This is a genomic window from Allochromatium vinosum DSM 180, from assembly GCF_000025485.1.
GTDB classification, from domain to species: domain Bacteria; phylum Pseudomonadota; class Gammaproteobacteria; order Chromatiales; family Chromatiaceae; genus Thermochromatium; species Thermochromatium vinosum.
Genome location: NC_013851.1, coordinates 2,067,403 through 2,088,848 on the forward strand (window position 1 = coordinate 2,067,403; position 21,446 = coordinate 2,088,848).

Annotated in this window: 14 protein-coding genes; 9 read left to right on the forward strand and 5 right to left on the reverse strand. The window is 63.1% G+C overall.

The annotated features are described in order from the left end of the window. Positions 1-63: 63 nt before the first annotated feature. Both ALVIN_RS08960 and ALVIN_RS17075 read right to left on the reverse strand, forming a co-directional pair. Positions 64-1,044, reverse strand: coding sequence for an IS481 family transposase (locus tag ALVIN_RS08960; protein ID WP_012971004.1), 981 nt, complete (start codon positions 1,042-1,044; stop codon positions 64-66). A gap of 154 nt (positions 1,045-1,198) precedes the next feature. Beyond that, positions 1,199-1,771, reverse strand: coding sequence for a tetratricopeptide repeat protein (locus ALVIN_RS17075; protein WP_190275497.1), 573 nt, complete (start codon positions 1,769-1,771; stop codon positions 1,199-1,201). Between the two features lie 194 nt (positions 1,772-1,965). Here ALVIN_RS17075 and ALVIN_RS08965 point away from each other — a divergent pair, with 194 nt between their 5' ends. From ALVIN_RS08965 to ALVIN_RS08985, 5 genes are all read left to right on the forward strand, one after another. After that, positions 1,966-2,223: an acyl carrier protein gene (locus ALVIN_RS08965; RefSeq protein ID WP_012971006.1), complete on the forward strand. Its 258-nt coding sequence runs from the start codon at positions 1,966-1,968 to the stop codon at positions 2,221-2,223. Continuing rightward, the gene (locus tag ALVIN_RS08970) at positions 2,220-3,056 is read left to right on the forward strand and encodes a hydrolase 2, exosortase A system-associated (RefSeq protein WP_012971007.1); all 837 of its coding nucleotides are present in this window, start codon (positions 2,220-2,222) and stop codon (positions 3,054-3,056) included. The genes ALVIN_RS08965 and ALVIN_RS08970 overlap by 4 nt, the downstream gene beginning before the upstream one ends. Further along, complete coding sequence (locus ALVIN_RS08975; RefSeq protein WP_012971008.1) at positions 3,041-3,964, forward strand: hydrolase 1, exosortase A system-associated; 924 nt, start codon at positions 3,041-3,043, stop codon at positions 3,962-3,964. Before ALVIN_RS08970 ends, ALVIN_RS08975 begins: the two co-directional genes overlap by 16 nt. Before the next feature lie 87 nt (positions 3,965-4,051). After that, positions 4,052-5,656 (forward strand): acyl-CoA ligase (AMP-forming), exosortase A system-associated, encoded by a 1,605-nt coding sequence (locus ALVIN_RS08980; RefSeq protein WP_012971009.1) that lies wholly within the window; start codon positions 4,052-4,054, stop codon positions 5,654-5,656. Next, positions 5,653-6,885, forward strand: coding sequence for a pyridoxal-dependent decarboxylase, exosortase A system-associated (locus tag ALVIN_RS08985; RefSeq protein WP_012971010.1), 1,233 nt, complete (start codon positions 5,653-5,655; stop codon positions 6,883-6,885). Before ALVIN_RS08980 ends, ALVIN_RS08985 begins: the two co-directional genes overlap by 4 nt. A 49-nt stretch (positions 6,886-6,934) precedes the next feature. Here ALVIN_RS08985 and ALVIN_RS08990 read toward each other — a convergent pair whose 3' ends face one another. Then, the gene (locus tag ALVIN_RS08990; RefSeq protein WP_043795586.1) at positions 6,935-11,644 is read right to left on the reverse strand and encodes a hypothetical protein; all 4,710 of its coding nucleotides are present in this window, start codon (positions 11,642-11,644) and stop codon (positions 6,935-6,937) included. A gap of 5 nt (positions 11,645-11,649) precedes the next feature. Beyond that, positions 11,650-13,419, reverse strand: a complete 1,770-nt coding sequence (locus ALVIN_RS08995; RefSeq protein WP_223295197.1) for an asparagine synthetase B family protein — start codon at positions 13,417-13,419, stop codon at positions 11,650-11,652. A 516-nt stretch (positions 13,420-13,935) separates the two neighbouring features. On the opposite strand from ALVIN_RS08995, the gene ALVIN_RS17810 reads away from it, so the two are divergent. From ALVIN_RS17810 to ALVIN_RS09015, 4 genes are all read left to right on the forward strand, one after another. Beyond that, the gene (locus tag ALVIN_RS17810; RefSeq protein WP_050750317.1) at positions 13,936-14,388 is read left to right on the forward strand and encodes a tetratricopeptide repeat protein; all 453 of its coding nucleotides are present in this window, start codon (positions 13,936-13,938) and stop codon (positions 14,386-14,388) included. A gap of 82 nt (positions 14,389-14,470) precedes the next feature. Beyond that, positions 14,471-15,715: a bifunctional cobalt-precorrin-7 (C(5))-methyltransferase/cobalt-precorrin-6B (C(15))-methyltransferase gene (locus tag ALVIN_RS09005; protein ID WP_050750368.1), complete on the forward strand. Its 1,245-nt coding sequence runs from the start codon at positions 14,471-14,473 to the stop codon at positions 15,713-15,715. 14 nt (positions 15,716-15,729) lie between these two features. Then, positions 15,730-17,661, forward strand: a complete 1,932-nt coding sequence (locus tag ALVIN_RS09010; protein ID WP_012971015.1) for a sensor domain-containing diguanylate cyclase — start codon at positions 15,730-15,732, stop codon at positions 17,659-17,661. Positions 17,662-17,708: 47 nt separating this feature from the next. After that, complete coding sequence (locus ALVIN_RS09015; RefSeq protein ID WP_012971016.1) at positions 17,709-20,141, forward strand: heavy metal translocating P-type ATPase; 2,433 nt, start codon at positions 17,709-17,711, stop codon at positions 20,139-20,141. Here ALVIN_RS09015 and ALVIN_RS09020 read toward each other — a convergent pair. Beyond that, complete coding sequence (locus ALVIN_RS09020; RefSeq protein ID WP_012971017.1) at positions 20,133-21,437, reverse strand: cobyrinate a,c-diamide synthase; 1,305 nt, start codon at positions 21,435-21,437, stop codon at positions 20,133-20,135. The two genes, ALVIN_RS09015 and ALVIN_RS09020, sit on opposite strands and share 9 nt — an antisense overlap. Between the last annotated feature and the right edge of the window lie 9 nt (positions 21,438-21,446).

A 21,446-nucleotide genomic window follows, 5' to 3' on the forward strand; every position in this document is an offset into this window, starting at 1 on the left:
TCATGATTTTCGGTTGCAAGCGCGATCTGGATATCTTTGAACGCGGCCGCCGCTGGTGGCGCGTTAGGTGTCAAGTCCCCGGAGATTGTAGACACGTTTTTTGAAGAGTTCAGGGCGTTTCTCGTGCCAGTCCTTGAGTGCCTGAATCGGGGCGATGTGGCCGAGGGCTTTCTGCGGAATGTGTTGGTTATAGACTTGAACAGAGCGCTCGATGGTCTGGGCCAAAGACTCGGCGGAGTCGAAACGGGAGGTGGTCAAGACCTCTGAAATGCGCCCGTTGAAGCGCTCGATCAGGCCGTTGGTCTGCGGGGTGCGAAGCTGAATAAGGCGATGCTCAATGGTGTTGGCCGAGCAGACTTGATCGAAGCGATGGCGCCCGGTCGGTTCGCGCTCGCCGGTGGCACAGAAGCGGTCGGTGAACGCTTTACCGTTATCGGTCAAGACGCGGGTGATGGTAAACGGGGCCTTGGCGATGAGCCGCTCCAGGAATCCGGCGGCGTTCTGGGCGGTTTTCTCGGGCAGAATCTCAACATAGACCCAGCGCGTGGCCCGATCGATCGCCGCAAAGAGGTACTGAGCGCTGTCCTCATCCGGCATTCGGGGCAGGTACTTCACGTCGACATGGACAAAGCCCGGCTCGTAGTCCTTGAAGCGCTTGATCGGGCGGGCGTCCTGATCGATAGGTTGGGGCCTGAGCGCCTGGAGGTTGGAGACGCCATGACGGCGCAGACAGCGATCGAGGCCCGAGCGCGAGACGCTCGGGCTGATAAACTCGTGGGTGACGGCCAACAGGTCATCAAGCGGCAACAACAGCGCCTTACGCAACTCGACCACGACCGCCTCCTGCGCTGGCGTCAGGCGCGTGTGAAGACGGTGCGGACGGTGCGAGGCGTCCTCGGTGCTGGAGCGCCGACGCCACTTCAACACCGTCTGACGGCTCAGCCCATAGCGCTCGGCCAGCTCGCGGGTTGAGAGCGTCGAGGACTGGAGTTCACGACGGATGGCCGGTGTCGTGCGGGCGTTTTCGTGCAGACAGATGACCATGGCAACGAAACCTTCTCGTGTTCATTCTGGATGCGCTGGGCCGTGCTCAAACTCCGCGACAAGTCGCTGGAGCACCTCGCGGGCGAGGAACAAAGGATAACTCCTGCTCGGCACATAATCACACGGGACGCAGCAGTTAGGGCTTCTTCGGTGCTTAATCGGGCAAGGATTGAACTTGCTCGAGACGCTTCTTCAGAAAGGCAGCATTTGGGTTGGCCGCAATCCCCTCCTTAAGAATTGCGATTGCATTTTTTTTGTCACCCAGCAGTTCAAATACCTTGCTTACCCCATGGTATGCGAGAACAAAATTTGGATTGGCATTGATTGATAAACGATAGTTTTTTACTGAATTTTCATAATCTTTCAACTTTACATACCACTCGCCTTTTCTGAAAAACAATTCAGGTGTTAGCTTACAGGCACTTAGTGGCTTTGAATGTCCAAGGACATAATCCATCTCGCCTATTGCATACAAATAATCACCTCTCATGCCCCGAACAAGACCCCAGCAATAATGGTATGCTCCATAACATCCCGAATGTATGTGTTTACTATAAGCGGCGTCATCTGCATTCTGAGAGATACCAGCCGTACACCATCCAGGAAGAATTTTCAAATCGTCAGATGTGTATTCAGGGGCCTGCGCTGCTGCCCTCTGTGCTGTTAAGACAAAATATGCCAAAAAGATAAGAAAGAAACCTCTAAGGTATTTCATCATGTTAGCCATTTTCATAGACTCCAAGGATCGAAGGTTCTATAGGCATGGAGGCCAAGCATGTCAGCGATTGAGCAAGAATCGTAGTCGGGAGAGGCGTCAGACCGCTTCTTGGCTTGTTCTGAACTACGGAAGCGGACAGCGCTATAGACGGTGCTATACTGGTAACTTCAGAAACTTAAGCCTCATTTACCCTTAACAACGCAATGGACATGATCAAGCAAGTCAAAGCGCTTTTTGCAAGCACCCTCCAACTCGGCAGCCGTGGCACGGATCTGGATGCCTCATCAACCCTCCTCGGCGCCATCCCTGAACTGGACTCCATGGCCGTCGTCAACCTTATCACCGCGATGGAGGAGCATTTCGGCTTCATCGTGGATGACGATGAAATCAGCGCTGACACTTTTGAAACGCTTGGATCGCTGGTGGCATTTGTCGAGCGGAAACTCGACGGCTCGGCATGACGGCTGACGGCGTCGAGATTACGCCTTTTTTCCTAGCCGGTGAACCCGGTCCGCTTTTTTGCATCCATTTTCATCCATTTCATGAACGCGTGCGTGGGCGCATACTTTATCTGCACCCATTCGCCGAAGAAATGCACAAATCCCGGCGCATGGCGGCCTTACAGGCGCGTCGGCTGGCAGCGGTTGGCTACGCGGTCCTGCAACTGGACCTCACAGGTTGCGGGGATAGCTGGGGTGATTTCGGCGATGCTCGCTGGAGCGGGTGGGTTCAGGATGCCACTCGCGCGCTCCAGTGGCTGGATGCTGCGCACAGCGATCCTCCGCTCCTGCTCTGGGGCTTACGGCTGGGCGCGACCCTGGCCCTCAACCTGGCGGCGGGGGTGCCCGAAGTCGATGGAGTCATCCTCTGGCAACCCGTCACACACGGGGAACGTTTTCTCAATCAGTTTCTGCGCATCAAACTCGCCAGCGAGATGCTGACCGAGGGACGGGCGCGGACGCGGACACGGGCGTTGAGAGAACGACTCAAAGCCGGCGAATCGGTCGAGGTCGGTGGCTATCGGCTGGCTGCGGAACTGGCGGAATCTATCGGGACCTTGCAATTGGGTCAAATCCCGCCCCCGCGCAGAGTCGTTTGGACCGACATAGTGGCCGACTCACGGACTCCGCCCTCCCCGGCCAGCGAGCGCGTCATGCGCAATTGGCTCGAACAGGGATGCCAACTGCATTCGAGTCGCGTCACCGGCGAGCCGTTCTGGATCACCCAGGAGATCACCGAGTGTCCAGCCTTGCTGGAAGTTACACTGGACGGCGTCGGATGGCTGCTGCGGTGAGCTATTCGGAATCAGCGGTCGTCTTCCAGTGTGATGGCCTGCGCCTGATCGGCGTCATCACAAGACCACTCGGCCATCCGCGAACAACGGGCGTCTTGATCCTGGTTGGCGGCCCCCAGTATCGGGCGGGCAGTCATCGTCAGTTCACCCTGCTGGCGCGCGACCTGGCGGGACATGGAATCACAAGTCTGCGTTTCGATGCACGCGGCATGGGCGACAGTGAAGGCGATCCCCAGTGCTTCGATGCCCTGGACGATGACATCGAGGCGGCCATGAATTCCCTGTGCACGCATGAACCGCGCCTGCGTTCGATCGTCATTTGGGGCCTCTGTGACGCAGCCTCCGCCGCCTTGATCTACGGGCATCGGGATTCGCGCGTGAGTGGGTTGGTCCTGTTGAACCCCTGGGTCCATACTGAGGCATCCACCGCCCGAGCACGTCTAAAACACTATTATTTGAGGCGACTGGTGAATCTGTCCTTCTGGCGCAAACTGTTCTCCGGTCACTTTCGTGTGAGCGAATCCTTGGAGGACTTGGGCCAGTCGCTTCGCGCCACGTTCAGGCCGCGTCAGTGCGCCGTCAAACGATTTGACCGCGATCATTTGGCGATAGGGCCTGATTCAGCCTCGAGCATTGATCAAACTCACCCATTAACGGCAAATTTTATCGAGAGAATGCACGAAGGGTTGTATCGCTTCACAGGTGAGATCCTCTGCATCCTGAGCGAGAACGACTTGATCGCGAGTGAGTTTGATGCGTTGATCAATAAGGACCGTGGCTGGCGCAAAACCTATCGATCCAAGCACATCGCCCAGCACATCATCCCACTGGCCAACCATACGTTTTCAAGTCATAAGTGGAGAGAAGCAGTTTCCAAGTTCACGATCGAGTTTATCGAACATCAGTGATCCATCTGGTAGCCCCATCCGGCTTGGAGCGTGATCGCATCGATTTGCCATGCGGCCGCGAACAGAAGTCAGAACTGAGTAACACCCATGACAGAACGCGTTCAAGACCTCATCAACCGTCAAGCTGAGTGTTTGCCGACACATCCGGCGCTGCGCTCAGGTGGAATGGATCTATCTTATCAGGCACTGGCGGATGCCGTGCGGGATACCGCTGCACGCTATCTGGATTTGGGCCTCGGCCGAAGTGAACGGGTCGGGGTCTATCTGGAGAAGCGCCCGGAGACGGTCATCGCCCTATTTGGCGCCGCCACTGCCGGCGGTGTCTTCGTGCCGGTGAATCCACTGCTCAAGGCCGAGCAGGTCGCGCACATCCTGGCCGACTGCAATGTCCGTCTCCTCGTGACATCCGCCGAACGACTCGCGCTGCTGCGTCCCGTTTTGCCCCTCTGCCCGGATCTGCATGCCATTCTGGTAGTCGGCCAGATGCCGGAGGACACCGATTCCAGCCCGGTCAAACTGATCAGCTGGGACGCCGCACAGTCGTCATTCGGTCCAGGCACCGCCTTCAAGCCCCATCGCGTCATCGATTCTGATGTCGCGGCAATCCTCTACACCTCCGGTAGCACGGGCCGCCCCAAGGGCGTAGTGCTGTCACACCGCAATCTGGTCGCGGGCGCCGTCAGTGTCTCGACCTACCTGGAGAACAGCGCCCAGGATCGGATCCTATCGGTCTTGCCCCTGAGCTTTGACTATGGCCTGAACCAACTGACCACAGCCTTCCATGTCGGCGCCTGCGCCGTCCTGATGAATTATCTACTGCCGCGCGATGTCATCCGCACCGTCGCCCGCGAACGCATCACCGGCTTGGCCGCCGTACCGCCGCTCTGGATCCAGCTTGCCGAGCTGGACTGGCCGGAATCCGTCCATGAGCATCTGCGCTACATCACCAACTCCGGCGGTGCCATGCCCGCAGCAACCCTGGCAAGCCTGCGCGCCAAACTGCCAAACACCAAACCCTATCTCATGTACGGCCTGACCGAGGCCTTCCGTTCGACCTACCTCCCACCAGACGAAATCGACCAGCGCCCCGGCTCCATGGGCAAGGCCATCCCGAACGCCGAGATCCTGGTGGTGCGCGAGGACGGCAGCCCCTGCGCCCCCGGCGAACCGGGCGAACTGGTCCATCGCGGCGTCCATGTCTCATTAGGCTACTGGAATGATCCCCAAAAGACCTCCGAGCGCTTCAAGCCTCTACCCGGCCAATCCTCCGGCCTGCCCATCCCCGAGATCGCGGTCTGGTCCGGCGATACCGTCAAGATGGACGAAGATGGCTATCTCTATTTCGTCGGACGCCGCGACGAGATGATCAAGACCTCGGGCTATCGGGTCAGCCCAACCGAAGTCGAGGAAGTCGTCTACGCCACCCAGCGCGTCGCCGAGGTCGCGGCTGTTGGCGTAGCCCATCCGGTCCTGGGACAGGCGGTCGTCCTGATAACCTATGCCCCTGATCACAACGATGAAGCCGGCGCCGCGATCCTGACCGAATGTCAGAAGCGCCTCCCAGCCTTCATGGTTCCGGCGCGGATCATCGTCCGCCATGAACCCCTGCCACGCAATCCCAACGGCAAGATCGACCGTAAGCGGCTGGGGTTAGAGTTGGAAGATCTGTTTCAGGATGGAGTCTCTGCGTGAACAGCCCTCGTCATACGACACCACCGCTCTTTCCGGTTGCAGACAACCAGCTCGTCATCGGTGCCCTCCCCATTGCCCGCTTGGCCGAGCGGGTCGGACGCACCCCCTTCTATGCCTATGACCGCGCTCTGATCAGCGCGCGCGTCGCCCAGCTACGCCAAGCCCTGCCGGATGACATCCATCTGCATTACGCGATCAAGGCCAACCCCATGCCGGCTGTGGTGCAACATCTGGCCGGACTAGTCGATGGGTTTGATGTCGCCTCCGGCGGCGAATTGAAGACCGCGCTCGACACATCCATGCCGCCCCATCAAATCAGCTTCGCCGGGCCGGCCAAGACTCCCGGCGAGCTGCGTCAGGCCATTGCCGCCGGCATCGTGATCAATCTGGAATCCGAACGCGAGTTGCGGGCGGCGGTTCAGGCCGGCGAAGCGCTGGGTATCCGGCCCAGGGTCGCCGTGCGCGTCAATCCGGATTTCGAACTGAAATCCGCTGGCATGAAGATGAGCGGCGGCCCCAAACAGTTCGGCATCGATGCCGAGCGAGTACCGGCCGTGCTGGCCGAGATGAAGTGCCTGGATCTGGAGTTCATCGGTTTCCATATTTTCTCCGGCGCCCAGAATCTGCGCGCCGAGGCGATCTCCGAGGCCCAGGAGAAAACGCTCGAACTGGCCATGCGTCTGGCCTTGGACGTGCCCTCCCCCGTGCGTGCGCTCAATCTCGGCGGTGGTTTCGGCATCCCCTACTTCCCCGGCGAGCCCCCCCTGGATCTCGTCGCTGTGGGTGAACGGTTGTCCGAATTGTTGCCGGCCGCCCGGCGCGCGCTACCGGATACGGAGCTGATCATCGAACTCGGGCGCTTCTTCGTCGGCGAGGCCGGGGTGTATGTCTGCCGGGTCGTCGAGCGCAAGGTCTCGCGCGGTCAGGTATTTCTGGTCACCGATGGCGGGCTGCACCATCATCTGGCCGCCTCGGGAAACTTCGGGCAGGTCATTCGCAAGAATTATCCGGTGCTGGTCGCCAATCGGGTCGAATCGGACGGTGACCCCGAAACGGCGTCCGTGGTCGGCCCGCTCTGCACCCCACTCGACCTGCTGGCTGATAGAATGCCGCTCGGTCACGCCCGCGAAGGCGATCTGGTCGCCGTCATGCAGTCAGGAGCCTATGGCTTGACGGCCAGCCCGACAGCCTTCCTGGGACACCCAACGGCGGTTGAGGTGCTTGTCTGAGATCGACTTCGACAGACTGTCGCCTCATGGTCCATTACGAGCGCTTGCATCACGGATGCGACCAGATGGAGATCCGTCCAGCCTGAGCGCCAAGGCTGAACTCGATGATTCCACTCTTCGTGACCGGCACAGTTTCCTGTCGGTCTCCAAAGTCGACTTCAAAGCGATCACCGATGGACACACCAGCAATCAGCAACCGCGTCTGCCGGCCCGGAACCTCCAGCCGGACCGGCTCTCTGAAATGGCCGAGGTCGAAGAGCAGCAGGCTGTTATCCGTATAGGCCGCAAGCGCCTTACCGCTGTTCAAGCGTAATGGCTCGACAGGCGTCGGATTCGACCCACGCAAACTCGGACTCAAAGCGACCAGGAACCGATCCAGCCGATTCGGTTGCGTGGGCTGGATCTCGATCCGCCAGAGTCCATTGTCGAACCAACGGGCCTTCAGCGAGTCCTGGCCAAAATTGCTGCCATTGAGCACCTGATCGTCGCCATCGGCCTCGACATAGTACTCATACCCCTCCCCGCCCACGAGGCGAATCACCGCTTCTTCGGGTGCCAGCCGCACCAGATCCAGCCGGCCGCGTCCATTGACCATCGACAGGTGCTCGGACGGACTTTCCAGGATGCCAGCGTTCTCGCTCCCCAACGTGACGCGCAGATCCGGGATATCCGGCCGTTGCGGCAGGTGCAGCAACCACTTTTTGGTATAACCGGGATCGGTCGACTCGACCGTGTCGAACACGAAGACGCGATCCTCGTCGAGTAGATAGAGTAGCGCGCGCGTGACCTGCTCCACCTTGCCGCCTCGGTCCTGGGTGTCGTAGTCGCTGTTGTCATAGGCCCCGGTGAGATCCGCCTCGACATACAACAGACGGCCGTCGATGCGCTGATAGGTCCGGATCACACCCCCTTCGTAGTGCCGCCCCTGGCCGATCTGGGCCAGCCAATCCGCAACGCCCTGCACCGAACTTCCGGTCGGCATGACGATCCGCTGTCCGCCGTCGATGACGTTGCGTTCGACGAGCGGCGATGGCCGGATATGCTCATTCGGACGCAGCACCAATAGAGAATTGCGCGAGACCGTGCGGATACCGTAGTAGAGTCGGTTGGGCGCGGCGATGTCCCCCCGATAGGTGGCATTGCTGATCGCCAGTGGCGCGCCTTTGAAGAGCGTTAAATGACCGGCGTCGTAGTGACCGTGATGCGTGAGGCTATGTCCCGCGCGCAGGGTCAACATTGTGTCGTCCGCTCCCCAGCCGCTTCTCACCACGATCTGGTTGAACGCCTTCGGCCCAAACCACTCCGCGCTCGGCAGCAAGGCCTTCAAGCCATCCAGTGTGCCTGGCGGGACACGCGCCAGCGGCAACACCGTCGGATCGTTGAAGAGCTGGAAACCCCAGCGATAGTCGCGATAATAACTCTCGACTCCATGTCTGGCCTCCAGCCAGCGCGAGTAGCTCGATAGCACCCGACTGCGCGTGAGCTGGACGATGAGATCGATGACCCGGCGCGTCTCGTCCTTGAGGTCGACCCTGGGGCCTTCGTCGCCCGTCAGTTCGACGCGCCCATCCGGGCGCGTCATGTAGAGCGTCCACAACCCAACACGCTCGAGCGCCTGACGCATCTCAGACGCCGCCTGCGTATCCTCGAACCCATTGAGATAGGCGGCAGCAGCCAGGGCCAACATAAAGGCGCGCGAATTGATCCAGTAGTTATAGCCTTCGGGCCAGCCCTCTGAGAGCCTGAGCGCGGCCATGGCTTCGCGGAAATGGGCCTGAGTACGGCGAATCAGCTCCTGCTGCTCCGGACTCTCGGCATCGAGCGCGGCAGCGATCACCCAGGCCGTCGACGCCAGAGTCGCACGACCATGCCACAGCGATGGACCGCGACCATCGAGCTGCTCCAGATAGCTGGGCAGTAGCGCGGCCAACCGGGCCTGAACCCGGCGGCGCGTCGCCTCAGGCAGATCGGGATGGAGCGCGAGCCAGTCATAGGCCCAGGCCAGCTCCCAGCCATTGCCATAGTCCCCGTAGTCCCCTGGCGGACTCGGCTCAAAGGTGCTCAGTGCCTCCAGTCCACGGCGCCCGGCCCCCTCGTCACCCGTGAGGATCCAGCAAACCGCCAGCCGCAGTGCCCCGGAACCACCACAGGGTGGATAGAGCTTTGGATCGAGGCCAACAGACGCGTAGCGCTCCTGGCGCGTCCTGATCGCCGGCGCCAGACCGCGACCATTCCAGTCGGCGAGTTCGGGCAACAGAATGCGTGGATGCCTGGGACGCTGGCGTCCATCCAGAGCGACACCGGAAAAACGCGGCGGCGGACGCAACCAGGGTTCGAGCCATGGAAGCTCGATCCCGTAACGCTCCAACACCTTGCCCACCAATTGCCGCGTATCGACGTCGTAAAAACGCATCGTCTGAGCAAGCGCCATGAGCGCGAGGCCCGCGCCAAGCATCACGACCAAGATCATGAGCAGACGTTTAGGTTGACGAGTGATGGATCCGGCTTGAGCGACCTGAACCGGACGCAAGGCGGGCCGTGCAATGGACGTGTGCCCCAAGGCCAGTAAGGTGGTCAGCCAGAAAAGAGTGCCAACGCGCGGTGAATCGATAATGGTGCCAAAGACACCGACGGCATAGAAACCCGCCAGAGAGACAAGCAGCGCCGAGGCGAATGGATCCATCCCGGCTGCCGAGCGGGCGGTTTTCGTCAGCGCCGCCAGAGCAATCAGGCTAAACAGGACGAGTCCGACGACTCCGAGTTCGAAATAGACATGGAGCCACAGGTTCTTGATATGCCAGGGCAGATGGTCGAAGTCCGAGTACAGAAACCAGCGGTCGAAGCCCCGCGCGAAATCACCATTGTCGATCCGCTCCGTCCCAGCCGCATCCAGGATCGAGATCGCGTCGATGTCGATCCAGCGACCCGCCGAACGATTGGCGATCTCGAGCGTCAGCCAACCCTCCTGAGCGCCTTTGAATGATCCCAGCCCCTTCGAGTCGAAGGTCTGGTCGATGCGCGTCCAGTCCGAGCCATTCGGCTGAATTCTTTGGTTCAAGGTCGCACAGGTTGGATTCCATTCGTTCGCCGGAACCAGATGCCGATGACAGATCCGCAACTCCAGTTGAATGGGGCTGGGATCTTCATCCGTTTTGATTGATAGTGACAGCCTGTAGGTTTGTCGGGGTTCCAGCGACAAACGCTGGCCGATCCGAATATTGGGTCCGCCGTACAATCTAAGCGAGCGACGCGCGCCATCGTCCTCGATCCTGAAGCCAGCGACTGTCGCTGGATCCTGGTGCATCAGGTAATAGGTTTGCGGAAAACGCCCGACGCCCTGCCCCAAGAGCTGAGTACCTGGATCGCGATCCATGATGGAGATAGCCGTCCGCCAGTGCTCCAGGCGATGCTGAAAATCCTGCGCAACCGTTTCCAGACGCGTATCCATGCGATAGCCGAACAGACTGAGCGTCAGCAGAAACAGAATGCCCGCAAACACGGCCAGGATCATCCCCGCCTGCTGGAGTGCCAGCCTTCCTGCCAGACGACGTCCGATCCAGACACCGATGAGTACGGCGGGCGGAATACAGAGCATGGCTTGCCACACAGCCGGCAAGGGCAGAAATCCATAGTTCCGATCGAGGATCGTCCAGGTACAGAGCAGGGTCAAGGCGGCGGCCAGGATTGCCAGCGCCGCCAGACGCCAGCGCCCCCAGGTCGCTGCAACTGGGATCATCATCGCGAGCGCGCCGCCCAGGAGGGCCGTCAGGGTGTAGGCCAGGGCCACGGAACCGCCGCTGCGAAAGGCGATGTAGGACAGGCCGAGCATCGTCAGCCCGGTCGCTGCCACGAGCGGGATGTCGCGCGCTCGCAGCGTCGCACGTTGCTGAAACGCCAGCGTCAGGAATGCAACGGCCATGGCGACGAAGACGCCAAGATAGACGCCGCGCGAAAACGTCACGAAAGACGTGTAGAGCAGACCGAGCAGCGCGATTCCAGGCAGAACCGCCCCCAAGCGTCCACGCGCGCTCAGAAAAGCGGCCGCAACGAACGGCAGAGTCAGCAGCAGCCAGCCATCGATGGCCGTGCCGCCCGTGTTCATGTCCGCAAACAAGGCCGTGACCCGATACGGAGTCGAGAAATCGAGCAGCGCGCGGATGGGGGTATAGATGTTGGTCCAGAACAGAAGGGTCGAATAGATGCCACGCTCCCAGAGCACGACGGCCAATACAGCCAGCGCGGCGAGCGACATCCCCAGTAACAGAAAGCGTCGCGCACGCACGGCATCGAGCCGCTCCTCGACCACCCAGGCCGGATAGAGCAGCACGGCCCAAAACAACCCCTTCGAGACCCGTAAAGCGTTGAAAGAGCTGTAATAGCCCGCGAAGCTATTGGCGTCGGCCTCAGGCCAGGGATAGAGCGTGCGGAACAGCGACAGACCCACGAGTCCGACGAAGAGGACGAGCAGCACCCTCGACAGCGGCCGCATCGCGCCAAACGAAGGCACATAGCGATCGCGCAACAGATAGACCGCGAGCGTGACGAGCACCACAGCATCGAACTCGTCGAGATAGATCCGCCCCGTCCAGGGACGCAGATCCAGCACCGGCAACAGCAGTGGCAGCAGGATCAGCCAGAGCGCCGGGCGCCAGAGCAACAGACCGAAATAGACGCCCACCCCCAGCAGCAACGGCCAGCGGGCGAATGGGATATCGTGCAGGATCCAGATCCCGAAACCGAGCGGGACGAGACCAAGCACTCGGTTCACTTCGCCACCCACTCCTCGAGCATCAGCATCATCCAGATCATCTTGCCGAAATAGGTCGCGTGCAGGCTCTGATGATCGGACTGGATCCGGGCGATATAGTCCGGCCGCAACCAGCCGCGCCGACTAAGATCCGCCAGCCGCCCGCGCACATGATCGGCGAGCGCCCGGTCGTCCCTGAGCCAGATCCCGAACGGCAACCCAAAGCCATGCTTGGATTTGGTGAGGATCGGCCTGGGCAGATAGTCCCAGAGCGCGCGCTTGAAGAACCAGCGCAGATAGTTCCCCTTCACCTTCCAGTCCGGCGGCACCTGACCGGAGAACTCGACCAGCGCGTCGTCGATCAGCGGATAACGAACCTCGACGCCGGCCGCCTCGGTCATGGCCGAGACCTTGCGCAGATCGTTGTCGGCCAGGGTGAACTTGAGATCCAGATGCAGCATACGGTTGATGAAATGCCGGCTGTCGGCGCGCTCATAGGGATCGCGCAGCAGGACCAGCGGTTGACCGGGATCGACCTGGGCCAGGAACTCGGGCGTGAACATGGCCTCCAGTGGCTGACGATGGAAGAAGTTGTAGGCCTCCATCCGATCTGGCAAGGGCACATTGGCCTGACGCACATAGCTCTTGAGTTTGCGCGTCGGCATCACCCGGTCGACACCGGGAAGCGCGACGAACGGCTCGATGAGTCCGCCACGGACCCAGCCGGGGATCCGTCCGTAGAACTCGAAGATCTTCTGCTTGGCATAGCGCTCGTTGCCACCGAGGATTTCGTCGCCGCCGTCGCCGCCGAGCATGACCTGATAGCCGTCATCGGCGGCCAGCTTGGCGCACAGATAGGCCGAGACGGCCGATTCGTTGGCGAACGGCTCGTCGTACTGCCGGGCGACGAGCGGAATGATGTCCAGGACATCGCGGGGAGTCAGATAGTATTCGCGCGCGTCCAGCCCGAAATGGCGCGCCGCGATCCGCGCGTATTCCATCTCGTCGAAGCCTTCGGCCTCGAAACCGATCGAATAGGTCCGCGCCGGCTTGCCCTGGATCTCGGTGAGCAGACCGGCGATGGTGGAGCTGTCGGTCCCGCCCGAGAGGAAGGCCGAAACCTCATCGGAGCCGCGTGCCCGCTCGACGCCGTCGCGCAGTAACTGTCTGAAATAGCGGGCCTGTTCCTCGAAATCGTGCCTTGGCTCGTCACGATAGGTCAGATGCCAGTAGAATCCACGTTCGATGTGCCCATTGCGCCAATGGAGCCGCTGCGCGGGCAGCAACTTCTCGACGCCCTGGAAAATGGTTCCAGGCGCAGGCACCATGGTGAAATAGAGATAATTGAAGAGACCCTGCGGATCGAGATCGGCCTCGACCTCGGGATGGGCGGCAACCAGATCGGCGCGATTGGAGAATACGAGGCTGGCACCGGTCTGGGCAAAGGCCAGGGTTTCGATACCGAGGCGATCGATGGCGAGCAGCGCCTCACGCCGCGGCGTATCGACGATGGCCAGGGCAAAGCTGCCCTGAATGGATTTGGGCGTGTCGGCGCCCCGCTCGCGCCAGAGACTCAGGACGCGCGTGGCGGCCTCCTCGCCCGATTGGAGCGGCTCGGAAAACTGCGGACGGCCGGAGATGAGTGCCAGCACACCCTCGCGCTCGGCCAGGTGGCACAGTGTACCCGTGGCGGCGACCAGCCCGGTGGCGGCAAGGCGGACCTCCAGTCCACTGCCGGTCCGGCCACGTTGGCCCATGATCGACTCCAGGACTGTGCGCCACGCCATGTCTGGCGCCGGCTCGGGAGTCATCCAGCCACAAAAGTCCCGCATCGTCTTCATAGATCCTCCGCCAGGAAAAGCCGCGACTTCAGTTGAGGTTCATTGACTCTATTCGCGTCCAGCCAAAATACCATGGAAATATGCCCACATTGCGGTAGCAGTAATGTCCGCCGCTCCAACCAGCCGTCCTCGGCGCATTCGAGCGCGAGTAGGCATCCGGTATTCTTCAGGCTTTTTCGCTGCCGCGAGTGCGGCCATCGCTTTTATGCACGGGATCATTTCCTGATTCAGAAGTGGATCATGGGACTGCTGGCCCTAGGGCTCATCCTCGGTGCGCTGTTGTGGGTCGAATTCAACCAATCCAGGCTGGATGAACCGGCCCGATTCGACACAGCGGCGGCGCCCCAGCGACTCCCCTCAAGAATAGCCACACCCAGGGTCCATGGCGAACCGCAACACGACAATCCACAAGTGCACCACGCAGCGGAAAGCGGTGACGCCGGGGCGCAGTACCAATTCGGCATGAACCTCGTTCAAAACGCCTGGCAGCACAGCGAACCACTGGCGATGATCGAGGCCGTCGACTGGATCCGCAAGGCCGCCGAGCAGGAGCACGTCAATGCTCAATTGATGCTGGGTGCGCTCTATGAGAAGGGACGCGGGCTGATCCAGGATTACGAACTCGCCTACGACTGGTATAGGCGCGCCGCACAACAGGGCAACGCCCTGGCCATGGAGCGGCTTGGTTTGATGTTCGCGCGCGGACGCGGCGTGGAGCAGGATCTGGAACAGGCCTATGTCTGGCTCAATCTCGCCGCAGCGCGCGGCGATCACGACGCCGAAGGCGAACGCAACAAGATCCATGGCCTGCTGTCGGCCGCAGAGCTGACGCACGCCCAGGAACGTTCCAGAACCCTGGATCTGGAGCTGCCGCGCCTGACCGGGACACTGCAAACGCTGCCATTCGGGTTTTGATGACGGCGCTCGGAGTCGAGAGGATGCTCGGCATCAATCCGATCGAGAGATCCTTTCTTCAGATGAGAGCTACATGATCGACATGACCGCAACGCCTGTTTCCACGACGCCGTGCACATGGCTCACCGTCATCGGCATTGGCGAGGACGGACTCGCCGGGCTGAGCGAAACGGCACGCCAAGCCCTCGACGAGGCGCGTCTGCTGTTCGGCGGGGCGCGGCATCTGGCACTCGTCCCGGAACGCCCCGACCAGGAGCGTCACCCCTGGCCGAGTCCGTTCGAGCTGGCTTATGCGCAACTTCTGGCCCGGCGCGGCCAGCCGGTGTGCGTGCTCGCCAGCGGCGATCCGATGTTCTTCGGCATCGGTGCCAGTCTGGCGCAACGTCTGCCGCCCGAGGAACTGCGCATCCTGCCCGCCCCCTCGTCGGTTTCGCTGGCGGCAGCGCGGCTGGGTTGGGCCTTGCAGGACGTTACCGTGATCCCGGCGCATGGCCGACCGCTGGCGCGCGTCAATCTGCATCTGGCACCTGGAGCGCGGCTGCTGGTGCTGTCCGCCGATGGTGCGACACCGCGCCGACTGGCCGCGCAACTGACCGCGCGTGGTTATGGCCCGAGCCGGCTGACGGTGCTGGAGCGGCTCGGTGGTGCATGCGAGCGCCGGTTGGAAAATACCGCCGCTGAGTGGAGCGCTGGCGTCGAGGATTGCGCCGCACTCAACCTGATCGCGGTCGAGTGCCAGGCCGATCCGGACGCCCTGCCCGTGTCGCGCCGCGCCGGACTCCCGGACGCGGCCTATGAACACGATGGCCAACTGACCAAGCGCGATGTACGCGCCGCGACCCTGGCCCGCTTGGCCCCCATGCCGGGTGAACTGCTGTGGGATGTGGGCGCCGGCTGTGGTTCGATCGGGATCGAATGGATGCGCGCCGACGAACGCTGTCGCGCCATCGCCATCGAGTCGGACGCCGGCCGCCGTGCGCTCATCGAACGCAATCGCGACGCGCTCGGCGTGCCCGATCTGGTGCTGGTCGCCGGACGCGCGCCCGAAGCCCTGGAAGGCTTGCAAACGCCCGACTCCATCTTCATTGGCGGCGGACTCACGGTCGCGGGCGTGGCCGAGCGCTGTTGGTCGGCACTCAAACCGGGCGGACGGCTGGTGGCCAACGCCGTCACCATCCAGAGCGAAGCCTTCCTCGTCGCGCTACGCGAGCGCATCGGCGGCGAGCTGACGCGGATCTCGGTTGCGCACGCCGCCCCGCTCGGGCGCTTCGACGGCTGGCGCACCGCCATGCCGGTCACGCTCCTGACCGCCGTCAAGCCGCGCTGAACGCGGGCACCACGATGAAGGGCGCCGCATCGAGCCTGCAGGGACTGATCTATCGCCACTATCTCAAGAGCGCCCTGATCCCGATGCTGGCCATCGAGCTGGTGCTCCTGACGCTCTATTTCAGCATCAATCTCTACATCTCCACGCGCAACCAGGACACGCTGCTCCAGGAGGTCCAGAACAACCTGCTGACGATCATCTCCATCGAGGCCCGGAGCATCGACAACCAGCTCGGCGAGGTCGCGCGGCTCACGGGGCTGTTGCAGCATGCGCAGGAGACCTTCTTCGCCCATCCCGAGGTCTGCCGCCTGCCTAATGGTCCGCCGCGCCTGGAGCGCCATCCCAACGGAGCCTACTACAAGGCCGAGGACAATGGCGGCGCCAGCCTCTATTACGCCGCCACGACCACCATCGGTGAGGCCGAGCGGCACAAGGCACGCTGTAGCGAGGATCTCGATCCGCTCTTCAAGTCGACCGTCGACGCCAACCCCATCGTCACCCAGGTCTATCTCAACACCTGGGACGCCATGAACCGGATCTATCCCTTCATGCACGATGCCGCCGAGCGCTTCGGCACCACCTGGGACGTCAATGATCTGGCCTTCTATTACGAAGCCGACGCGGCCCACAATCCCGAGCGCCGTCCGGTCTGGACCAGTGCCTATCTGGACCCGGCCGGTGCGGGCTGGGTCATCTCCAGCATCGCGCCCGTTTATCGCGGCGATTTCCTGGAGGGCGTCACCGGACTGGATGTGACCATCGACAGCTTCATTCGCCACATCCTGGACCTGAATCTGTCCTGGGACGCCATGCCCTTCATGGTCGACCGCGACGGCACCATCCTGGCCATGCCGCCGCGCATCGAGCAGGTCTTCGGTCTCCGGGAGCTGCTCGCGTACGACTATGGTGAGCCGCTCGGCACCACACCCGGCAAGCCGGATGCCTACAACATCTTCAAGAGTACGAATCCGACCTTCAGCACCGGGATGCTGGAGTTCTTTCGTTCGGGTCAGAGTCTGTCGGAACTGCGGATCGACGCGACCCGCTATGTACTCATCCAGAAGCCCATCCCCCAGACCGGCTGGCGGCTGATGGTCCTGGTCAACGAGGCGCGTATCCTTGCGCCCGTCGCGGCGCTGCGCGATCTGAGCAACCGCATCGGCTATGTCGCCATCGGGGTTCTGGTGCTGTTCTATCTGGGCTTTTTTCTGCTGCTCCTGGTGTCGGTGCGACGCCTGTCGAACCGCATCGTCTCGCCGATCCATGCCCTCTCGGCGGCGACCAGTGATCTCGGCCGGCAGATGCACAGTCAGCCGCTCCAGCCGGCGGGCATCCACGAGGTCGACCGCCTCAGCCAGAACTTCAACGAGATGGCGCTCGAGCTGGACAAGCGCACGACCCAGTTGGTCGAGGTCAGGGTGGCCAGGCAGGCCCAGGAGCGCGAAGCCCGTATCCTGGCACGCATGGCCAATACCGACCTGCTGACCGAGGTGTACAACCGGCGCAAGATCGAGGCGATCCTGAACGAGGCGTTGGCAAACGTGCGCGACGCAGACGACACGTTCGGGCTGATCCTGTGCGATCTCGACCACTTCAAGTCGGTCAATGACCGGCATGGCCATCTGGCGGGCGATCAGGTACTGATCGAGACGACCCGGCTCCTGCGCGCCCAGCTACGCCGGCGGGATGCACTCGGTCGCTGGGGCGGCGAGGAGTTCATGATCGTCTGCCCGCAGATCGATCGCAACGGCATCGAGCAGACCGCCGAAAAGCTGCGTCTGGGCATCGCCGAGCACGCATTCCCCATCGTCGGCACGGCGACGGCGAGCTTCGGCGCGACACTCGCGCGTCCCGGCGAGTCCATGAACGCGCTGGTCGCGCGCGCCGACTCGGCGCTCTATGCTGCCAAGGAATCGGGGCGCAACCGCGTCCATTCCGCCGAATGAACGTCCCCGCATGGGAACGAACGACATCACAGCCGGGAGTCCAAATTTTGACCCAAGAACTGCGTATCGGAGTGAACGGCCTCAACTGCGCGTCCTGTGTGGCGCGGGTCGAGCGTGTCATCGTCAATCATCCTGGCGTCGAATCAGCCGAGGTCAATCTGGCCTCGGGGCTGGCTCTGGTGCGTTTCGAGCAGACCTCGGTGCCCGAGCTGCTGGAGGCGGTGCGCGCGGCCGGCTATGCGCCCGTGACCGAGTCGGTCACGCTCGGCGTCGGCGGATTGAAATGCGCCTCGTGCGTGGCAGGTGTCGAGCGTCGGCTGCGGGCCGTTCCGGGCGTGCTGGAGGCCAACGTCAATCTGAGCACCGAGTCGGCCAAGGTCGTCTATCTGCCTGCCACGGTGAGCCGCGAGCGCCTCGCCCAGACCATCCGAGCGGCAGGCTATGAGGCACGCCTGCCCGACCAGCCGCAGGAGAGCGACGAGACCCGGCAGGCACGCGAACTCGGCCGGCTCAAGCGCGATCTGCTGTTTGCCGCCGCCCTGAGCCTGCCGCTGCTGCTCGTCAGCATGGGGCCGATGCTTCTGCCCGGACTACATGGACTCATGGAACGGCTGGCGCCCATGGCGGTCTGGCACTGGCTGCAACTGCTGCTGGCCACGCCGGTCGTGTTCTGGTCGGGGCGGCGTTTCTTCAGCCGGGGGGTTAAGGAACTCGCGCAGCTCAGTCCAGGCATGGACAGTCTGGTGATGCTCGGCAGTGGCGCGGCCTATGGCTATTCGCTGCTGGCCCTGACCCTGCCACAGCTCTTCCCCGCCGGGACGGCGCATCTCTATTTCGAGGCCGCCGCCGTCATCGTCACCCTGATCCTGTTCGGCCGTTATCTGGAGGCGATCGCCAAGGGCCGCACCTCGCAGGCGATCCGGCGTCTGCTCCATCTCCAGCCGCCGACCGCGCGCGTGCTCGACGCCGAGGGCGAGACCGAGATCCCGGCCGAGGCGGTGGTGCCGGGCGATGTGCTGCTGGTGCGTCCGGGCGAGCGGATTCCGGTCGACGGCACCCTGATCGAGGGCGCAAGCCATGTCGACGAGTCCATGATCAGCGGCGAGCCGGTTCCGGTGCGCAAGGAACCGGGGGATGCGGTCATCGGCGGCACGCTCAATCAGACCGGCGCCTTCCGCTATCGCGCCACGCACGTCGGCGCCGACTCGGTGCTGGCGCGTATCGTCCAATTGGTCCAGGAGGCGCAGTCCGGCAAGCCGCCGATCCAGCGTCTGGCCGACCGCATCGCGGCGGTGTTCGTGCCGATCGTCATGGGGATCGCGGTCCTGACCTTCGGCGTCTGGCTGTGGCTGGGACCGGAGCCGGCGCTGAATCACGCCTTCGCCGCCGCCGTCAGCGTGCTGCTGATCGCCTGTCCCTGCGCCATGGGGCTGGCAACCCCGACGGCGATCCTGGTTGCCAGCGGGCGCGGGGCCGGTCTGGGTCTGCTGTTTCGGCAGGGTGCGGCGCTGGAGACCCTGGCACGGGTCGATACGGTGGTGCTCGACAAGACCGGCACCCTGACGGCGGGGCAGCCCACGCTGACCGAGCTGACGGCCTTCGGTCTGGATGAGAACGCGGCTCTGACGCTGGCCGCCTCCGTCGAGCAGCACAGCGAGCATCCGCTCGGCACGGCTATCGTCGCCGCGGCGCGGGCGCGTGGTCTGAGCCTGAGCGAAGCCGGCGAGGTCGAGGCACGGCCCGGACTCGGCATCGGTGCGCAGGTCGATGGCCGGATGGTCGTCGTCGGCGCGCGGCGCTGGATGGAGGAACTCGGGGTGGATCTGGAACCGGCAGCGGCCGGCGAAGGTCCGGCCAACTCAACGGCGACGCTCATGTATGTCGCGGTCGATGGCGAACTGGTCGCGGTGCTGGGCGTATCCGACCCCATCAAATCCGGCAGCCGCGAGGCCATCGGACGGCTGGCCGAACAGGGGCTGGACGTCGCCCTGCTGACCGGCGACGGACGCCCCACCGCCGAATCGGTCGCGCACGAACTCGGCATCGGGCGCGTGCTGGCCGAGGTCATGCCCGCCGACAAGTCCGCCGAGATCGCGCGTCTGCAAGCCGAAGGGCGGCGCGTGGCCTTCGTCGGCGACGGCATCAACGATGCTCCGGCACTCGCCCAGGCCGATGTCGGCCTCGCCATCGGCACCGGGACCGACATCGCGATCGAATCCGGCAGCGTGGTCCTGATGCGCGGTGATCCGCGCGGCGTGGCCGATGCGGTGGAACTGGCACGCCGCACCCTGCGCACCATCCGGCTCAACTTCGTCTGGGCCTATGGCTACAACGTCGCGCTCATTCCGCTCGCCGCCGGGGTGTTCTGGCCTTTCACCGGCTGGCAGCTCGATCCCATGTTCGCCGCCGGCGCCATGAGTCTGTCGAGCCTGTTCGTCGTCACCAACAGTCTGCGACTGCGCACGGCCCTGTCAGGCTGAGAACAGCGCCGCCGCCGCCCGTGGCGCGGACGGAAAATAGAGGTGCAGATAGCTGGCCTGGAGCGATCCGAAGCGATAGACGGGTTCGCCCGCCTGCCCATCGCGCTGGCGCTGACTGAAGGCAACCGGCGCGACCGGCGTCTCCATCGTTGAATGATGGAAGCTGTGACCGCGCAGCCGCCCGAACGGCGTATCGAGCGACTGCATCCCGAGTCCGGCCAGACGCGCCTGCATCCGGCCGCGTCCCGGCAGCAGTCCGGCCAGATCCGCGCCCTGCCCCGTCTTGTCGGCCAGATGGTCCAGCAGATAGAGCATCCCGCCGCACTCGGCATAGAGCGGACGACCGGCGTCGACATGGGCGCGCAGGGCGCGTTTCATGCCTGTGTTGGCGGCGAGCGCCTGGAGATGCAGCTCGGGGTAGCCGCCGGGCAGATAGATGGCATCGGCGCTGACGTCCGGGTCGGCGAGCGGCGAGAAGAAACTCAGCTCCGCCCCCATCGCTTCGAGCAGCCGCAGATTGTCGGCATAGAGGAAGGAGAAGGCCGCATCGCGCGCGACGGCGATCCGGCGTCCGGCGAGCCAGGGTTGCAGCGGTTCGGGTTCGGATGCAGGCAACGCGAAGGCCACGGCTTCAGGCAGTTCGGCCAGCGCCAGCCCGGCGAGCCGATCGGCCGCCGCATCGAGTCGATGGTCGAGATCGGCGATCTCGGATGCCTGGACCAGACCCAAATGCCGGCTCGGCAACGCCGCTTCGCTCAGACGCGGAATCGCCCCCAGATAGCGCACCGACTCCGGCAGCCCCGCCGCGACCATCTCGGCATGTCGGGCGCTACCGACCTGATTGGCCGCGATTCCGGCAAAACGCAGCGACGGCCGATAGCTCGCCAGCCCCAGCGCCAGCGCGCCGAAGGTCTGGCCCATGCCGCGCGCGTCGATCAGGGCGGCGACCGGCAGCCCGAAGGTCTCGGCCAGATCCGCGCCCGAGGGCGAGCCGTCGAACAGCCCCATCGCCCCCTCGACCAGAATCAGATCCGCCTCGCCCGCCGCCTCGTAGAGCTTGCGCCGACAAAGCGCCTCGCCCACCATCCACAGATCCAGCGGCCCGACCTCGGCACCGCTGGCGCGCGCCAGAATCATGGGGTCGAGGAAATCCGGCCCGGTCTTGAACACCCGCACCCGTCGCCCGAGCCGGCGATGATGACGGGCGAGCGCCGCGACCACCGTGGTCTTGCCCTGACCGGACGAGCAGGCGGTGAGAAAGAGCGCGGGACACTGACGAACGATAGGGTCTGACATGAATATCGA